Origin of the sequence: Bacillus sp. 5B6 (assembly GCF_000259405.1) — a bacterium.
In the GTDB taxonomy this organism is placed as follows: Bacteria; Bacillota; Bacilli; order Bacillales; family Bacillaceae; genus Bacillus; species Bacillus velezensis.
The window spans coordinates 2,372,244-2,389,314 of the sequence record NZ_AJST01000001.1 but is presented as its reverse complement, the minus strand read 5'-3'; the positions used below and the strand labels follow the sequence as shown (position 1 = coordinate 2,389,314).

Sequence of the window (17,071 nt, the reverse complement as noted above, 5' to 3'; positions counted from 1 at the left end):
AGTGCAGAATGATTGAGCAATAAACAATCTCGTTTTGAAAACCGTGATAAGCGCAGAAAAGCAAATATGGTGCTTAACATTTTAATTGCTATCGTATCTATTCTTATTGTCGTCGTTGCCGTCAGCCTCTTCATCAACAGTCCGTCGGGCGACGTGAGCGAAAAAGCGGACACGAGCCAGAAGCAGGAAACACCTGCATCAGGCAAGACGAAGCAGACATCGGATGAAGACATAAAAGACAGCAAAAAAGATACGGCATCAGACGATGACAAAAAAGATAAACAGGATAAGGACACATCTGATTCATCTTCAGACTCTGACAGCAAAAAAGACGATGATTCATCGAAAAGTGATGACAGCAGCAAAAAAGACTCTGATTCAAGCGATCCTTTTAAAGGCGCAAAAATAACAGAGGGCGGTTCATCAAGCGATGTCGAGAAAACAATTGTTAACCCAAAATGGAAAGCGGTCGGCACAAAGCAGACGGGAGAACATGCGGCGACGTATGACTCAAGCTCTGAAGACTGGGCCGAAATGCTTGACGCCATCTCTTACGCAACCGGCGTGTCAAAAGACCATATGACAGTGCTGTGGCTCGGAAACAATGGAAGTCCGCAAGATGCGAAGGGTAAAGTTTTAGACAAAACGAACGGCAAAAAGTATCAGGTCACCATCACTTGGAAAGACAAAAAAGGCTGGAAGCCGACAAAAGTAGAAACCTTAAAATAACCGCAAAAAAGCAGCTGATTATTCAGCTGCTTTTTTCTGTCATACGTCAGCTGAAAAATGCACCGACGCGCTGTAAAGGATTCTGCCGTCAACGGCCGTCACCTGATGGGATACGGAACGGACGCGAAGCATAATCGCCTGGTTGTTTTCAATCTGAACGTTTATTTTCTTTTCAAGCTCCTGCAAAGATGTCGCTTCGAAAAATTCTACTTTATCTTTGATTAAATCCAATTGAAAATTCATCAGTACAGATCCTCCTGATTTTTCTTCTGAGTCAATGAAAGTATAAGCCTTTCTGCCGTAATTGCGCAATAATCCCAAAGTATTTTAGTACCCTTCCATTCTTTTTTGTGATAGGATAGGAACTGTTCCACGATTAATCCATACTATACTCATAGGAATTATAAAATATGGAGAGTGAAAAATATGGGCCGTGAATTTATTCCTTTATTTGAAGATTGGGCTGCGACTTATGACGCCACAGTGCACGGGGCTGACAAACAATATGCTGCTGTTTTTAAAGGATATGACAATATTCTTGACAGCATTGTCGCACTTTCAGGTTCAAACGTTTTAGAGTTCGGACCGGGAACGGGGAATTTAACGGCGAAATTAGCCGCCGCGCACAAAAAGGTGTTTGGTGTAGAACCGTCTCCGTCAATGAGAAAACTGGCGGCTGACAAGCTTTCTGACAAAGCCGTGTTCAGTGACGGAGATTTTCTGGAGTTTCCCGCTCCGCCTTTTCAAATAGATACCATCGTCAGCTCGTACGCCTTTCATCATTTAACCGATGAAGAAAAGCGAACGGCTGTAAAGCAGTATGGCGCAATCCTTCAGAAGCATGATAAAATAGTGTTTGCCGATACTGTCTTTAAAGATCATGAAGCTTATAATGAAGCCATTCAAAAAGCAAGCCGAAAGGGCTATCATCAATTAGCGGACGATTTAAAGACGGAACATTATCCGACACTCGCGACAATGAAAAACATCTTTTCAGAAGAGGGATTTGCCGCGCGGTTTACGCAGCAAAATGACTTTGTCTGGATAATGGAGGCGATTAAACGGTAAATCGAAGGGATTGTGTATAAATGAAACTGGCAGTCATCGGAGCAATGGAAGAGGAAGTTACGATTTTAAGAAGCAAACTGAAAGACGCAAAACAAGAGATGATCGCTCACTGTGAGTTTACAACTGGCAGCTATGAAGGCATCGAAGTCATCTTGCTGAAATCAGGTATCGGGAAAGTCAACGCGGCGATCAGCACGACGCTTCTGCTTGACCGTTTCAAACCTGATTATGTGATTAACACAGGCTCAGCGGGCGGTTTTCATCATACATTGAATGTAGGCGACGTCGTCATCTCAACAGATGTCCGCCATCATGACGTGGATGTGACGGCGTTTGACTATGAATACGGACAGGTGCCGGGTCTTCCGGCAGCATACAAAGCTGATGAAAAGCTGATCAGCATTACTGAGGAAGCGGTTTCTGAACTGAACGGCATTCAAGTCGCCAAAGGCACAATCGCAACGGGAGATTCTTTTATGAATGATCCGAAGCGGGTTGAAGACGTACGCGCCAAATTTGCGGATTTGTACGCGGTTGAAATGGAAGCTGCGGCTGTCGCACAGGTGTGCCACCAGTTCAAAACGCCTTTTGTTGTCATCAGAGCTTTATCTGATATTGCCGGAAAAGAATCTGACGTTTCATTTGATAAATTTTTAGAACAGGCTGCCGTTCATTCAACTGAGCTTGTCCTGAATGTCATCAAACGAATTCACTAAGCGGGGGATTCTCGTTCTCCTCCGCTTTTCCAGGAGGAGGACATATATTGAACGTGATAACAGATATTACAGAACTGATCGGAAGTACACCGCTGCTCCGTCTCAAGCATTTTGATATGCCGGAGGGAACAGCGGTTTATGCTAAGCTTGAAATGATGAATCCGGGCGGAAGCATTAAAGACAGGCTGGGCGGGATGCTCATTGAAGATGCGCTTCGCACGGGAAAGGTGAAACCGGGCGGTGTTATCATTGAGGCGACTGCCGGAAACACCGGGATCGGACTCGCTCTGTGCGCCAGAAAGCATCAGCTTCGCGCCGTTTTTTGCGTCCCGGAGCATTTCAGCAGAGAAAAGCAGCAAATTATGAAAGCTCTCGGAGCGGACATCGTGCATACGCCGAGAGAAGAAGGCATGCAGGGAGCCATTCGAAAAGCGCTTGAACTGGAGAGAGAGATTAATAATTCTTATGCCGTTCTGCAATTTAAAAACCGAGTAAATCCATTGACTTACTATAAAACGATCGGACCCGAAATATGGAACGCGCTCGGCGGGGATATCCACGCTTTTGTCGCAGGAGCGGGTTCCGGCGGCACCTTTGCCGGTACGGCAGCTTATTTAAAAGAGAAAAATCCTGCCGTCAAAACGGTGATCGTTGAACCGGAAGGCTCGATCCTGAATGGCGGAGAGCCGCATGCCCATAAAACGGAAGGCATCGGCATGGAGTTTATCCCGGATTATATGGACGAGAACCATTTTGACGCCATTTACACGGTGGAAGACGATACGGCGTTTTCGCTTGTCAGAGAAGCGGCCGAGAAAGAAGGCCTCTTAATCGGAAGCTCTTCAGGGGCGGCTCTTTATGCAGCGCTTGAAGAAGCGAAAAAAGCGCCCGCCGGATCAAATATCGTCACTATTTTCCCTGATGGCAGCGATCGATATATAAGCAAAAACATTTTTCAAGGAGGTCAGTAAGATGAAGAAAAAAACGCTGATGGTGCACGGAGGAATTACGGGAGATGAAAAAACAGGAGCGGTTTCCGTACCGATTTATCAAGTAAGCACGTACCAGCAGCCGAAAGCGGGCGAGCACACGGGTTATGAATATTCAAGAACGGCCAATCCGACGCGGACGGCGCTTGAAAGCTTAATTGCGGAACTTGAAGGCGGCGCGGCGGGATATGCGTTCGGCTCAGGCATGGCTGCGATTACTGCCGTCATGATGCTGTTTGACAGCGGCGATCATGTTATTTTGACGGATGATGTATACGGCGGCACTTACCGGGTGATGACAGGTGTGCTGAACCGCTTCGGCATTGAAGCGGACTTTGTTGATACGAGCAGTGAAGAAAAAGTCAAAAAGGCCATTCGCCCGAATACGAAAGCCATTTATATCGAAACACCGACAAACCCCCTATTGAAAGTGACTGACCTCAAACTGATGTCTGACATCGCAAAAGAAGCGGGCGTATTGCTTATCGTCGATAATACGTTTTACACGCCGTATTTCCAGCAGCCGCTCAGCTTCGGCGCTGACATCGTGCTGCACAGCGCGACAAAATATCTCGGCGGCCACAGCGATGTCGTCGGCGGCTTAGTCGTCACGGCTGATAAAGAGCTCGGTGAAAAGCTTCATTACGTGCAAAACTCAACAGGCGGCGTTTTAGGACCGCAGGATTCATGGCTCTTAATGAGAGGCATTAAAACACTGGGACTCAGAATGGATGCTATCAATCACAGCGCCGGGAAAATCGCCGAGCTGCTTGAAGCGCATGATGCCGTTCAAACGCTCTATTATCCGGGATCAGCGAAACATCCGGGCCATGAGCTGACAAAAGCGCAAAGCTCCGGTTTCGGCGGAATGATTTCCTTTGATGTCGGCAGCAGCGAACGCGTCGACGCGTTTTTAGAAAAATTGAACCTGTTTACGATCGCGGAAAGTTTAGGAGCGGTTGAAAGCTTAATCTCCGTGCCGTCCAGAATGACGCACGCTTCGATCCCGCGCGACCGCCGGCTTGCGCTTGGCATTACCGACGGGCTCGTGCGGATCTCAGTCGGTATTGAGGATACTGAGGATTTAACGGCGGATGTGAAACAGGCGCTTGATTCACTTTTATAAAGAATGGATAGATTTACATTCTCTGTCGGCTGTCAGCTTGTATTATAATGTTGGTAGACTATAAAACTGGCAGGTGACCTTATATGGAGAAGAAAAGACTGAAATCATTAATAGAAGATTTTAAGCATTACGCATTTATTCTGCTTGCAGTCAGCACCTTCATTTATATCGGCGCGGTTCTTCCCGGACAAGGGCTGACTGCGGGCCAGAAAATGCTGATGTTTGTAACGGATTGTGTATTTTTAGCGGGCGCTTATTTCTGCGTTGACCGTTCACTTATTTATAAAAAGAGGCTGGAAGAGGCCGAAGAATAAAAAAAGCCATTGTCTATTGACAATGGCTTTTTCATTTCTTATTCAGACGGGGTTTCACGTAATTCTTTTCCCATTCCTTTTAAAAACTGCAGCCCGAAGCCGAGCGCGCGGTTAATATCAGGATCACCGACGGCTTTCATCAGTTCAAACATACTGACTTTCCTGTCCTCTTTTAAAAATCTTTGCGCCTGATCCGTCCCGGCCATGGCGCTTTCTAAAAGTCTGCCCATAAATTCGGGATCAGCTTTTGACAGCGCGCCTCCCGCGGCCATCATCGTATTCAGGAGATTGGTGACAGGTTCCCGGGAAATCTGTCCGAGTGCAATTTTGGCAATCTCCTCTTTTGCCTGGAGCATATAGCCGGCGGCATCAAAAATGCCCAAGCTATTCAGCTCTGCCATGATGGACATCGTTTTCGCGACGGCTTCTTCATTTTCTGCGAGAAGCGTCTTCAGCTCTTCCAGTTTTTCAGCTTTCAGCTGTTCCTCTGTTTTCGTTTCTTTTTGAATTTCAGTAATTGGGCTTGCCATAATGTTTCCTCCTTTCCTTAATCAGTTAAGTGCACATAGCCCGGACGGTTCCATTTTCGCTGAGCTTCCACACCGTTTTGCGGATGACGTTTTTTGTTCCGCGGATTCGTTTTCGGAAGCGGCGGAGTATCACAGGAACCGAGCACTTCCATGCGGACTTTTGTCTGCTTATAGGCAGGTGTATGTGTCCGTGAATCATACGCAGGCCCGGTCAGGAAATTAATCGCAGAATCTTTATCTGTAGAGTTCATCGGCAGATAAAGCTCATTTGCGCGGACACGGTCTGTCACAAGCGCGTTCAATTTAACCGCTCCAAAAGGAGAGACGAGCCGGATCATTGTTCCGTCGCAAATTCCGCGTTCAGCCGCGAGCTCCGGCGATACTTCAACAAATACATCCGGAACTTTAGACTGAATGCCCTTCGATTTGTTTGTCATGTTTCCTTCGTGGAAATGTTCAAGCATCCGTCCGTTGTTAATATGCAGGTCATATTCTTCAGGGAATACAGCAGGCTCCACCCAATCGCTCAGCGCGAAACGGGCTTTTTTGTCCGGGAAGTTAAAGCCGTCTTCATAAAGAAGCGGAGTGCTTTCTCCCGTAAAGCTTCCCCACAGGAAGCTGTTCCAGCCGCTAAGAACGTCGTAGCTTGCTTTTCCGAACAGCGGAGAAAGGCTCGCCATTTCTGAGAAAATGTCGCTAGGATGCGTGTAATTCCAATCAGCGCCTAAACGATTGGCGACTTCCTGAATAATCCACCAGTCGGGTTTTGCATCGCCGAGTGTCGGAAGCGCCTGATACAACCTTTGCACACGTCGCTCTGTGTTTGTAAATGTTCCGTCTTTTTCAAGAGATGGAACCGCAGGCAGGATGACATCCGCGTATTGCGCCGTTCTTGAAAGGAAAATATCCTGCACAACAAAGAAATCAAGGCTGGATAAAATGTCATGAACATGGTTGGCGTTTGAATCGACGAGCGCCATATCTTCACCGACGAGATACATGGCTTTCATGTTTCCTTCTTCAATCGCATGGAGCATTTCGATATTATCAAGACCCGGCTTGCCGTCAATTTCAACACCGTAAGCTTTTTCGAATTTAGCGCGTGCCGCATCATCGGTAATATGCTGATATCCCGGAAGCCAGCCTGGAAGAGTTCCCATATCGCAAGCGCCTTGAACGTTGTTATGTCCCCGCAGCGGATAGGCTCCGGCGCCCGGACGGCGGTAGTTTCCTGTGGCAAGCAGCAGGTTGGAAATCGCCGCTGATGTATCAGAGCCGCCTGTATTTTGAGTAACGCCCATGCCCCAAAGAACACAAGTGCCGTCTGCATCACGAATCATTTCGGCAATGCGGATGATCGTATCCTGAGAAAGTCCGGTGATGCGCTCCGCATATTCCAATGTGTATTTTTCCAGCGTTTCTTTATAATCATCAAAGTAGTTGACATTTTCATCAATAAACGCTTGATCGTGCCAGCCTTGGTCAATCATATATTTCGTTACTGCCATGAGCCAGACCTGGTCAGTCCCTTGTTTCGGGCTGATAAAGAGGTCGGACCGTTCAGCCATTTCATTTCTGCGCAGATCGGCAACAATCAGTTTTTGGCCGTGCAGTTTATGGGCGCGTTTCACGCGCGTGGCCAGAACCGGATGTCCTTCCGCCGGATTGGCGCCGACGATGAGCACGAGGCCCGCTTTTGCGATATCTTTAATTGTGCCGGCGTCTCCGCCCATACCGACGGTGCGGAATAAGCCGTCCGTTGCCGGTGACTGGCAGTAGCGTGAGCAGTTATCCACGTTGTTGGTTTCAAATACTTGGCGTGCCAATTTTTGAATGACGTAGTTGTCTTCATTCGTAATTTTAGAAGAAGAAATAAAGCCGACAGAACCATTTCCGTGTTCAGCCTTGATCGAACCGAGTCTTGATGCGACAAGATCAAGGGCTTCTTCCCATGACGATTCAACAAATGCGCCGTTTTTCCGGATAAGCGGTTTTGTAATCCGTTCTTCCGAATTCACGAAGTCCCAGCCGAATTTCCCTTTCACACAAGTGGAAATCGCGTTAACCGGAGCATCGGAAACAGGCTGAATTTTAAGGATGTCACGTCCTTTTGTCCATACTTCAAAAGAGCATCCGACGCCGCAGAACGTGCAGACTGTTTTTGTTTTTTTCGTCCGTTTATCGCGCATAGCCGCTTCCACTTCTGATACGGCGAAGATGCTTGTATAGTCGGGTTCAACATTTTTTACTAAATCAATCATCGGTTCCATGACATCTTCTTTTATTCCTGTCATAAATCCGGCTTGGCCGAGCATTGATTTTTCCATCAGTGCGTTACAAGGGCAGACAGTGACACACTGGCCGCAGCTGACGCAGGATGATTCATTAATGGCGACGCCTTCATCCCAAATGACTCGCGGGCGGTCGCGCTCCCAATCAATTGAAAGGGTCTCATTCACCTGAAGGTTTTGACACACTTCCACACATTGGCCGCAGGCGATGCATTGGTTCGGATCATAGCGGTAAAACGGGTGAGACATATCAACCGCGCACTTTGAATCATCTTTCGGCGTATACGGATATTTCTGATGCTCAATTCCCATCATTTCCGCTGTATTATGCAGTGTGCAGTTGCCGTTGTTGTTATCGCATACCGTACAGTAAAGCAGGTGATTCTCAAGCAGGCGGTCCAGGGCCTCTGTCTGAGCCTCTTTTACCCTTCCCGACGTAAGCGAGATGGACATCCCGTTTTCTGCAGCCGTGGAACAAGAGCGCTGCAATTTCCCGTTTACTTCAACAATACAGGTGTCACATGTTTGAATCGGATCCACTTCCGGTACATGGCATATTTGCGGAATCTCAATTCCGTTTTGGTTTAAAATATCTAAAATCTTAGACCCCTCTGGTGCTTCATACTCCGTGCCGTCAATTTTGACACGGATAGACTGAACGTCTGTCACTTCCAATTCCCCTCCATCTTTTAAACTCGAAAAAAAGCCATGCACATAGATACCGGCCTCCTGTCCGGAGAACGGTATAAATACGCATGGCGGAATAGTTCACTAGCAAGTCTTACTAACAGACCAATCCTATTTGTATAAAACGATAGACTCATAACACGTTTCCTATTACAAATCCATCTTCACTGCTTTTATTATAAGGTGATATTTATTATAATACAATACGAAAGGAAAACTTTAACCAGGTGAAATGTCACAAAGGGGAACCGGGAATGTCTTTCATAGGCTAAAATCGGAGGGGACAATATGTCTAAAAAAATTCATGAATTTAACGATATTATCCGGAAATTGCGCAAAGAATTATTTGGAAAGGGGCCTGAACGAATTCACACCGTTTTTGTGGATAACATGGCGGTATCTACACTTTACGGCAATCTAAGCGCAAGTGAGCAGTTTATCGCACGCACGCCTGAAGGAAGAGAAATGGTTCATGCGGCGCGAACCAGCTTAATTCAGGAGCTGTATTCAAAACAAACGCCTGACGGAATGGAAGAGCTCATCGGAGCAAAGCTTGTGCATCTGTTTTCAGATATTAAAATAGAGGAAAATATTGCCGTATCGGTGTTTGTCTTTGACCGCTCAATTGAAGAGCATAAAGAAGAAATCAAAAGCTGACAATATTCAATTGACACGAAATTGTCACATTTGATATGATATGAACTGCCAGCAGTGGCCTAAGGACGATTTTTTATGGAATGTGTGCATGATCTGTACATATTCTATACCGCATATTTTCATTCTGCTTGATATTGTTGTATGGGTATGCATACAAGTTAGGCAGCATTCAAACCCCGTTTTTTCAGACGGGTTAGTTGAATGCTGCCTTTTTTGTTAGGCGTCTTTGGAAACTGCGGGCTGAAATGATAAATGGAGGGGTTATTATGGCTTTTCGTAAACCGGACGAAATAGCGGAGCTTGCGGTCGAATCAGGGGTAAAAAAGGTGCATTCACCGCTTTCAGCACTGATTGTATTAGGATTTTTGGGAGGAGCGTTTATCGCACTCGGTTATTTGCTTGATATCCGTGTCATCGGCGACCTCCCGAAAGAATGGGGAAGCCTGTCGAGTTTAATCGGGGCGTCCGTGTTTCCCATCGGATTGGTGCTCGTCGTTCTTGCCGGCGCGGAGCTGATTACGGGAAATATGATGTCGGTATCCATGGCGCTGTTTTCCAGAAGAATATCCGCCGGTGCATTAGTGAAAAATTGGGTGATCGTGACGTTGATGAATCTTGTCGGCGCACTGTTTGTCGCTTACTTTTTCGGACATGTTGTCGGATTAACCGAAACAGGACCGTATTTGGAAAAAACGATTGCGGTCGCACAAGGCAAATTGGATATGCCGTTTGGAAAAGTCATTGTTTCGGCGATCGGCTGTAACTGGCTTGTCTGTTTGGCCGTCTGGCTTTCTTTCGGCGCAGAAGACGGAGCCGGAAAAATCGCGGGTATATGGTTTCCGATTATGGCGTTTGTCGCAATTGGTTTTCAGCACGTTGTAGCCAATATGTTTATCATCCCGGCTGCGATTTTTGCAGGTTCTTTTTCGTGGGGTGATCTGATTGGCAATCTCATTCCGGCCTTTATCGGGAATGTCATCGGCGGGGCAGTGTTTGTCGGCCTTATTTATTTTATTGCATATTCAAAAAAAGATCAGAAAAAGCAAGGGATGAAAAGAGTTTCCTGAGGTAAGAAAGATGCCGGAAAACACGGACAATTGAAGCGGAATGCCAGCACATTTTCCGTCCAAATCTTGAAAAAAATGTTTACAAAATGGAAGCTGATGGATATACTTACAAAGTAAGAAAAAAGCAAAGGGAGGTTGAATCACATGACGACGTTAAACGGCAATCAAAATCTACAATTGAACCGATTCAGCCTGTGGAAGAGTTCGTGTCCTTCCTTAACCTCTGCCCGTCAAGCACGTTAATTTCGGAGTATCAGGACATTCGCAGCTCCCCGCAGGGAAAGAAGCACCGTCTTCTTTTGTCTGCGGATTTAGTCTGCCCGCAGCGCATATGAACTTTGCTGCGGGTTATTTTCGCTTGTGCGGATATTGAAAGGGGGTGAGCGATAATGACCATTAATCTTTTCTTTTTAACACTGACCATTTCAAAGCGTTTTAAAAGTGCGGAAGAGTATGAACGAGAACAGCAGGTCGAAGAGTTTTATAATGAAGCGAAAGAACGCCAGTTGAAACATTTTTATATGAACTAACGGACACGAAGGGCCAAAACGGAGGAGAAGGAGGAGATCATCATGTTCAGAATTGAACTGCTGAATCATTACACAATGGAGAAGGACCAGGTTTAGCGAGGATGTTGCTGTCACGTCGCAGACGGCCTGCATACCATGGTAAAGAAAGAAAAATTGGTAAGCGGGTGATAGCATGCAAGGCGGTCAGAACAGAATTCCATCCATCGGGCACGGGTATGCGTCAATGCCCCATTCATTTAAACACGGCTATGGCAACCCGTACCGCCGGCAGAGAATGGCGGCGCTTTCCCGGCAGACAAGATATATAGCACCGTATTATTGGTACTAGAGCAGGCGGAAAACCTACGTTTTCCGTCTTTTTTTTATGAAAACAAATATAAATTTCAAATAAATCGAAACGTTCATGAAGAGAAGTACGTCTAGTTAGTACCTCATACTAATACGAGGTAATATTATTTCTGAATAATAAATCACAGGAATGGAAAAGCGGGTGTTATACAATGTTGCAACATACATCTTCAGCATTAAAACGAATGCGCGCGAAATACTTTGCTGCATCAGAACCGGCAGAGTCAGTCATTCAGCAAATTTTGATGGACATACAGGAATACGACCGCATTTTGGAAATCGGGACCGGAAACGGCTCAATGTTTAAACAAATCATCGGACAGCTTGAAAAGGGCAGTCTTAAAAGCATAGAAACATCGAAACGTAAAATACGGAAAACACAGCGCGCAAACCGTTCGATTATAAAAGCCGGGCTCGGAAACATTCAGCAGGGGAGGCCGGAAAGCATACCGTTCCGCGACCGCAGTTTTCATAAAGTCTTCTCATTACATACTGCTGAAACAATCAGCGATTACCGGACAGCATGTAAAGAAGTGTACCGCGTTCTTCAAATTGACGGGTGTTTCTATATGGTTTTGAAACCTTCGCGGATGAGTGAAAAGGATGTGATTGAGGTGCTCTATGATCAGCATTTCAGAGACATTTCAGTTGTCAGCAGAGATTCATTCCATTTTATTACTGCCATTAAATAGAATATTTCTTGGGAAATAAAAAGAGCTGCTTAAGTCACTGCAGCTCTTTTTGTGAAATTGGACATATTTCCTTATTTTTGGTTATTTCACATATATTTTATATTAAAAAAAGTTTTTTTCTTATACAATGGTAATCAGATGACCGTACATTTTAAATATTTTGAACAAACGGAATGAATATTCATTCCGCATTTAGAAAGGGGGATGAAATGACAGCTTCAAACAAGGTTGAACTCATTATGAAAGCGTCGCTTACTTTGTTTACAGATAGAGGATTTGACGCCACGACGATTCCGATGATTGCCGCTCAGGCCGATGTCGGAACCGGCACAATTTACCGTTACTTTGACAGTAAAGAGACACTTGTGAACGTACTGTATCAGGAAAGTGCGCAGCGTTTTATGAAAAAAGTCAAAACGGACTTTCAGGGGATATCTGTAAGAGAAGGGTTTCATCACCTGTTTTATTGTCTGATTGATTTTACGAAGGAAAGTGAGTATGCATTGTTTTTTCTTGAAACGAATAAGGACGCCTACTTTCTGAATGAAACGAGCCGTAAGCTTCTTGATGAAATAACACAGATGCTTGACGTCTTTTTTCAGCGCGGCAAGTCTGAAGGTGTGCTCCGCAATCTGCCGTCCAATGTACTGATGGCGCTGCTGCTCGGGGCATATCTCAAACTCTATCAGCTTATCCGGACGGGAAGCGTCGAAATAACAAAACCGTTTCTGAAAGAACTGGAACAATGTTCTTGGGATGCCATCAGAACTCATTAACTATTCGCCGAAGGAAGGAAGATCGATATGAAACAGCTAAGCGCTATACCGCAGCCGAAAACATACGGGCCTCTGAAAAATCTCCCTCACTTGGAAAAAGAAAAACTGTCACAATCGCTTTGGAAAATTGCCGAAGAATACGGCCCGATCTTTCGTTTTGAATTTCCGAGCTCTGTCGGGGTCTTCGTATCAGGCCGCGAGCTCGCGGCAGAAGTCTGTGATGAAAAGCGATTTGACAAAAATCTCAGCAAAGCCCTGCTGAAAGTCCGTGAGTTTGGCGGTGACGGACTATTTACGAGCTGGACTCACGAAAAGAACTGGCAGAAAGCGCATCGGATTTTATTGCCGAGCTTCAGTCAGAAGGCGATGAAAGGCTATCATTCAATGATGCTTGATATTGCCATGCAGCTCGTGCAGAAATGGAGCAGATTAAATCCGAATGAAGAAATTGACGTTGCCGAAGATATGACGCGCCTGACGCTGGATACAATCGGCCTGTGCGGATTTCATTACCGCTTTAACAGCTTTTACCGCGACACACAGCATCCTTTTATCACAAGTATGCTTCGTGCGCTGCAGGAGGCAATGCGCCAATCGCAGAGACACAGCCTGCAGGACAAGCTGATGATCAAAACGAGACATCAGTTCCAGCAGGATATTGAAGAGATGAATTCGCTTGTAGACCGGATCATCGCTGAGCGGAGGGAAAATCCGGATGAGAATCTGTCTGACCTTTTAGCATTGATGCTTGAAGCGAAAGACCCTGTAACGGGGGAAAGGCTGGATGATGAAAATATCCGTTATCAAATCATTACCTTTTTGATCGCTGGGCATGAAACCACAAGCGGGCTGCTTTCTTTTGCGATATACTGCCTGCTGAAAAATAAAGATAAATTGAAAAAAGCCGTTCAGGAAGCCGAGCGGGTGCTGACGGGAGAGACCCCTGAATATAAGCAGATTCAGCAGCTGACATATATCCGCATGGTGTTAAACGAGACTTTGCGGCTGTATCCGACTGCCCCGGCATTTTCTCTGTACGCGAAAGAAGATACGGTTCTCGGCGGGAAATATCCGATTGCGAAGGGACAGCCGGTGACGATTCTGACTCCGCAGCTGCACCGGGATAAAAGTGCGTGGGGAGAAGATGCCGAGTCATTCCGCCCGGAAAGGTTCAGCGATCCCGCGGCCATTCCGGCTGATGCGTATAAGCCGTTCGGAAACGGACAGCGCGCATGCATCGGGATGCAGTTTGCCCTGCAGGAAGCGACAATGGTGCTCGGCCTTGTCCTGAAACACTTTGAACTGATTGATCATACTGATTATGAGCTTACGATTAAAGAAGCTCTAACCATTAAGCCCGGTGATTTTAAAATCCGTGTGAAAAACAAGGACGTGTCCAATCATCAGCCCGTACAAAACCATAAAGCTGAAGGAAGCGGTCACAAAGAAGAAACGAAAGAAATCCCGTCCCACGGAACGCCGCTTCTCATTCTTTACGGATCAAATTTAGGAACTGCGGAAGGAATCGCGGAAGAGCTGGCTGATATCGGAAGAAGCAAAGGATTTTCAACTGAAACCGGCCCGCTCGATGATTATGCCGGGAAACTGCCTGTAAAAGGCGCGGTCGTTATTGTTACGGCTTCTTATAACGGGGCGCCGCCTGATAATGCGGCGGGTTTTGTGAAATGGATGGAAACCCTTGAAGATCAGGAATTAAAGGGTGTTTCTTACGCCGTCTTCGGCTGCGGAGACCGCAACTGGGCCGCCACTTACCAGAGGATCCCCCGCCTGATAGACAAAGTGCTTGAAGAAAAAGGGGCAAAACGGCTGACCTCTATCGGGGAGGGCGACAATGCCGATGATTTTGAGTACAGTCAGGAAGCCTGGGAAGACTCATTCTGGAAGGACATCATGAAGGCTTTTCATATAGAGGCCGCTCCAAAACAGACAAACAAATCACAGTTATCAATCGAATACGTAAGTGAAGCAGCCGAGACGCCGATTGCCAAAACGTACAAAGCATTTGAGGCGGAAGTCATCACGAACAAAGAGCTTCATACCGAAAGCAGCAAGCGCTCAGTCCGGCATATTGAGCTGCGTCTCCCCGAAACAGAAACGTATCAGGAAGGAGATCATCTCGGGGTGCTTCCGCAAAACAGCGGGGAACTGATCAGCCGTGTCATTCGCCGATTCGGTCTTGATCCGAACCAGCACTTTAAGATCAAGGGCCGGCAGCTGCCTCATCTGCCGATGGACCGGCCGGTTAATGCGCCGGAGCTTTTGGCGTCCTATGTAGAGCTGCAGGAGCCGGCAACGAGAGCCCAGCTTCGCGAACTTGCCGCACATACCGTGTGCCCGCCGCACCAAAAAGAATTGGAGCATCTTTATTCTGATGATACGGCATATAAAGAAAACGTGCTGAAAAAACGAATGACCATGCTGGACCTGCTGGAAGATTATCCGGCTTGTGAACTGCCGTTTGAGCGCTTTTTAGAACTTCTGCCGTCCTTAAAGGCGCGCTATTATTCAATCTCAAGCTCACCGAAGGCAGCCAGCGGGGAGCTCAGTATCACGGTCGGCGTTGTGACGGCTCCGGCATGGAGCGGCCGTGGGGAATACCGGGGCGTGGCTTCGAACTATTTAGCCGGATTACAAAAAGGCGATCCTGCCGTCTGTTTCATCCGCTCGCCGCAGTCGGGTTTCGCATTGCCTGAAAATCCGAAAACGCCTCTCATTATGGTCGGAGCAGGCACAGGAATTGCGCCGTTCAGGGGATTTATCCAGGCGCGCGCTGCCGAAAAAATGTCCGGTAACAGCCTGGGCGAAGCTCATTTATACTTCGGCTGCCGGCATCCTGAACAAGACGATCTGTACAAAGATGAATTCGACCATGCGGAGAAAAACGGCCTTGTCACCGTGCACCGGGCGTATTCCAGGTTAGATCAGGACTGTAAAGTATATGTACAGGATGTTCTGCTTCGCGAGGCTGAACAAATTATTGCTCTTCTTGACCAAGGCGGCCATCTCTATATATGCGGTGACGGAAGCAAAATGGCTCCGGCCGTGGAAAATGTACTGCTTCAGGCGTATGAAAAGGTGCATAACATTGATTCAAAAGTTTCCTTGGAGTGGCTTGAACAGCTGCAGGCGGAAGGAAGATATGCGAAAGATGTTTGGGCAGGTATGTAACAGAAGAGTGAGACAACTGAAGAATGTTTTTTAATTGAAGAAAGCCGGCACGATATTTGAAATCTACTGAATCAAAAGGAATAGTTATAGGGAGTATCGTGCCGGCCTTATCTTTAGTATCGGACAAAAGACAGAAATCTTTAATGTTTTTATTGATTTACATGCAGGCGGCTATGTCCCTTTTTTCTGAATTCCGCCAGAAATAAAACCGGATAAGACAGCAATAGCAAAACCGAAATAAATGAAATGATACCGATCCAATGAAAATGCGTCCAAAAGAAACCGCCGCAAGACCCTGCCACGCTTGAACCGATATAGTATGCAAGCAGATATAATGAAGAGGCTTGCGCGCGCTGATCACCGGCTGCGCGGCCGACCCAGGCGCTTGCGATCGAATGCGCGCCGAAAAAGCCGAAGGTAAAGACGGCAATCCCCGCGATTTTAAGCGCAAGCTGGGGCAAAAGTGTCACCGCTGCGCCGGCAAGCATAACAAAAATCGCAATCTTAATCATTTTCGCGCTTCCGAAAAGATCTGCTTTTTTCCCCATATAGACCGAGCTGAACGTTCCCGCGAGATAGACAATAAAAATAAAACCGATCACAGTCTGCGACAAATGATAAGGAGCCGCCATTAAATGAAAGCCGATATAATTATATAATGTCACAAAACTCCCCATTAATATAAATCCCAGAGATATTAACAAAAGCAGCCGTTTGCGGTGCAGGACCGCTCCGTATTCCTTACATGCCGCTTTTACGCCCGCATGCCGCTCAGATGAATGGCGCGGAGCCGGAAGAAAACGCCAAAACAAATAGCTTAATACAATAGAAAGAATGCCGATGATGGCAAGCGCCGGCCGCCAGCCGAATACATCGGTCAGAAGCCCCGTTAACAGCCTGCCGCTCATTCCCCCGATGCTTGTGCCGCTGATATACAAGCCCATCATTTTCCCGAGGCCCTGCGGATCAAACTCCTCGCCTACATATGTCATAGCGACAGCCGGAACGCCTGCCAGGAAAATACCGAGCAGCCCCCTCATCGCCAAAAGCGCCGGAAAAGCCGGACTGAACGCTGTTAATAAACCTAAAACAGAAGTGGCTGTTAACGAAAGCACCATTAATTTTTTTCTGCCGAATCCGTCAGACAACGAAGCGGCGGCCAATAATGAAAATGCCAAAACGGCTGTTGAAATGGATAAAGTTAAGCTGGCAGCCGCAGCGGAAATATGAAACTCTTCCGAAAACAAAGGCAGAAGCGGCTGTGTCGTGTAAAGCGTGGCGAATGTCACAAAGCCGCTGATAAACAGAGCCAAGCTGGCCTTTCTGTAAGCCTTTGTATGAGGCTGAATAAACGTCATGAAT

General features: G+C 46.7%; 17 protein-coding genes. 13 read left to right on the top strand and 4 right to left on the bottom strand.

Annotated elements, in window-relative coordinates; genetic code table 11:
* Positions 1-12 precede the first annotated feature (12 nt).
* Complete coding sequence (locus MY7_RS11130; protein ID WP_014418462.1) at positions 13-729, top strand: YrrS family protein; 717 nt, start codon at positions 13-15, stop codon at positions 727-729.
* 39 nt (positions 730-768) lie between these two features.
* On the opposite strand, the gene MY7_RS11125 is transcribed toward MY7_RS11130, so the two are convergent.
* Positions 769-972: a YrzA family protein gene (locus MY7_RS11125; RefSeq protein WP_007612782.1), complete on the bottom strand. Its 204-nt coding sequence runs from the start codon at positions 970-972 to the stop codon at positions 769-771.
* A gap of 183 nt (positions 973-1,155) precedes the next feature.
* On the opposite strand from MY7_RS11125, the gene MY7_RS11120 reads away from it, so the two are divergent.
* The 5 genes from MY7_RS11120 (at position 1,156) to MY7_RS11100 (ending at position 4,942) form a co-directional block, all read left to right on the top strand.
* Entirely contained in the window at positions 1,156-1,797 is a 642-nt protein-coding gene (locus tag MY7_RS11120) for a class I SAM-dependent methyltransferase (protein ID WP_007612780.1), read from the top strand.
* A gap of 20 nt (positions 1,798-1,817) precedes the next feature.
* Entirely contained in the window at positions 1,818-2,513 is a 696-nt protein-coding gene (gene mtnN / locus MY7_RS11115; RefSeq protein WP_007612774.1) for a 5'-methylthioadenosine/S-adenosylhomocysteine nucleosidase, read from the top strand.
* A gap of 47 nt (positions 2,514-2,560) precedes the next feature.
* Positions 2,561-3,484, top strand: coding sequence for an O-acetylserine dependent cystathionine beta-synthase (locus MY7_RS11110; RefSeq protein WP_029326056.1), 924 nt, complete (start codon positions 2,561-2,563; stop codon positions 3,482-3,484).
* Position 3,485: 1 nt separating this feature from the next.
* Complete coding sequence (locus tag MY7_RS11105) at positions 3,486-4,628, top strand: bifunctional cystathionine gamma-lyase/homocysteine desulfhydrase (RefSeq protein WP_007612766.1); 1,143 nt, start codon at positions 3,486-3,488, stop codon at positions 4,626-4,628.
* An 83-nt stretch (positions 4,629-4,711) separates the two neighbouring features.
* Entirely contained in the window at positions 4,712-4,942 is a 231-nt protein-coding gene (locus MY7_RS11100) for a YrhC family protein (RefSeq protein ID WP_007408222.1), read from the top strand.
* Positions 4,943-4,980: 38 nt separating this feature from the next.
* On the opposite strand, the gene MY7_RS11095 is transcribed toward MY7_RS11100, so the two are convergent.
* Entirely contained in the window at positions 4,981-5,472 is a 492-nt protein-coding gene (locus tag MY7_RS11095; protein ID WP_007612765.1) for a DUF1641 domain-containing protein, read from the bottom strand.
* A 17-nt stretch (positions 5,473-5,489) separates the two neighbouring features.
* Positions 5,490-8,432, bottom strand: coding sequence for a formate dehydrogenase subunit alpha (gene fdhF, locus MY7_RS11090; protein ID WP_139325677.1), 2,943 nt, complete (start codon positions 8,430-8,432; stop codon positions 5,490-5,492).
* Between the two features lie 306 nt (positions 8,433-8,738).
* Between fdhF and MY7_RS11085 the strand changes: the two genes are divergently transcribed.
* The 7 genes from MY7_RS11085 to MY7_RS11060 all read left to right on the top strand — a co-directional run bounded on the left by MY7_RS11085 (position 8,739) and on the right by MY7_RS11060 (position 15,709).
* Positions 8,739-9,107, top strand: coding sequence for a DUF2294 domain-containing protein (locus MY7_RS11085; RefSeq protein ID WP_007408224.1), 369 nt, complete (start codon positions 8,739-8,741; stop codon positions 9,105-9,107).
* 266 nt (positions 9,108-9,373) lie between these two features.
* Positions 9,374-10,174 (top strand): formate/nitrite transporter family protein, encoded by an 801-nt coding sequence (locus MY7_RS11080; RefSeq protein ID WP_007408225.1) that lies wholly within the window; start codon positions 9,374-9,376, stop codon positions 10,172-10,174.
* A 389-nt stretch (positions 10,175-10,563) separates the two neighbouring features.
* Positions 10,564-10,704: a YrzI family small protein gene (locus MY7_RS19260; RefSeq protein ID WP_003152787.1), complete on the top strand. Its 141-nt coding sequence runs from the start codon at positions 10,564-10,566 to the stop codon at positions 10,702-10,704.
* Between the two features lie 172 nt (positions 10,705-10,876).
* Positions 10,877-11,032 carry a hypothetical protein gene (locus MY7_RS19765; RefSeq protein WP_007408227.1) on the top strand — a complete coding sequence of 52 codons (156 nt, stop codon included), beginning with the start codon at positions 10,877-10,879 and terminating at the stop codon, positions 11,030-11,032.
* Between the two features lie 172 nt (positions 11,033-11,204).
* Positions 11,205-11,744: a class I SAM-dependent methyltransferase gene (locus tag MY7_RS11070; protein ID WP_007612761.1), complete on the top strand. Its 540-nt coding sequence runs from the start codon at positions 11,205-11,207 to the stop codon at positions 11,742-11,744.
* 209 nt (positions 11,745-11,953) lie between these two features.
* Positions 11,954-12,520 (top strand): TetR/AcrR family transcriptional regulator, encoded by a 567-nt coding sequence (locus tag MY7_RS11065; protein WP_003152789.1) that lies wholly within the window; start codon positions 11,954-11,956, stop codon positions 12,518-12,520.
* A 27-nt stretch (positions 12,521-12,547) separates the two neighbouring features.
* Positions 12,548-15,709 carry a bifunctional cytochrome P450/NADPH--P450 reductase gene (locus MY7_RS11060; protein ID WP_007612757.1) on the top strand — a complete coding sequence of 1,054 codons (3,162 nt, stop codon included), beginning with the start codon at positions 12,548-12,550 and terminating at the stop codon, positions 15,707-15,709.
* Positions 15,710-15,858: 149 nt separating this feature from the next.
* Here the strand turns inward: MY7_RS11060 and MY7_RS11055 are convergent, their stop codons facing one another.
* Positions 15,859-17,067, bottom strand: coding sequence for an MFS transporter (locus MY7_RS11055; RefSeq protein ID WP_007612756.1), 1,209 nt, complete (start codon positions 17,065-17,067; stop codon positions 15,859-15,861).
* Positions 17,068-17,071 lie beyond the last annotated feature (4 nt).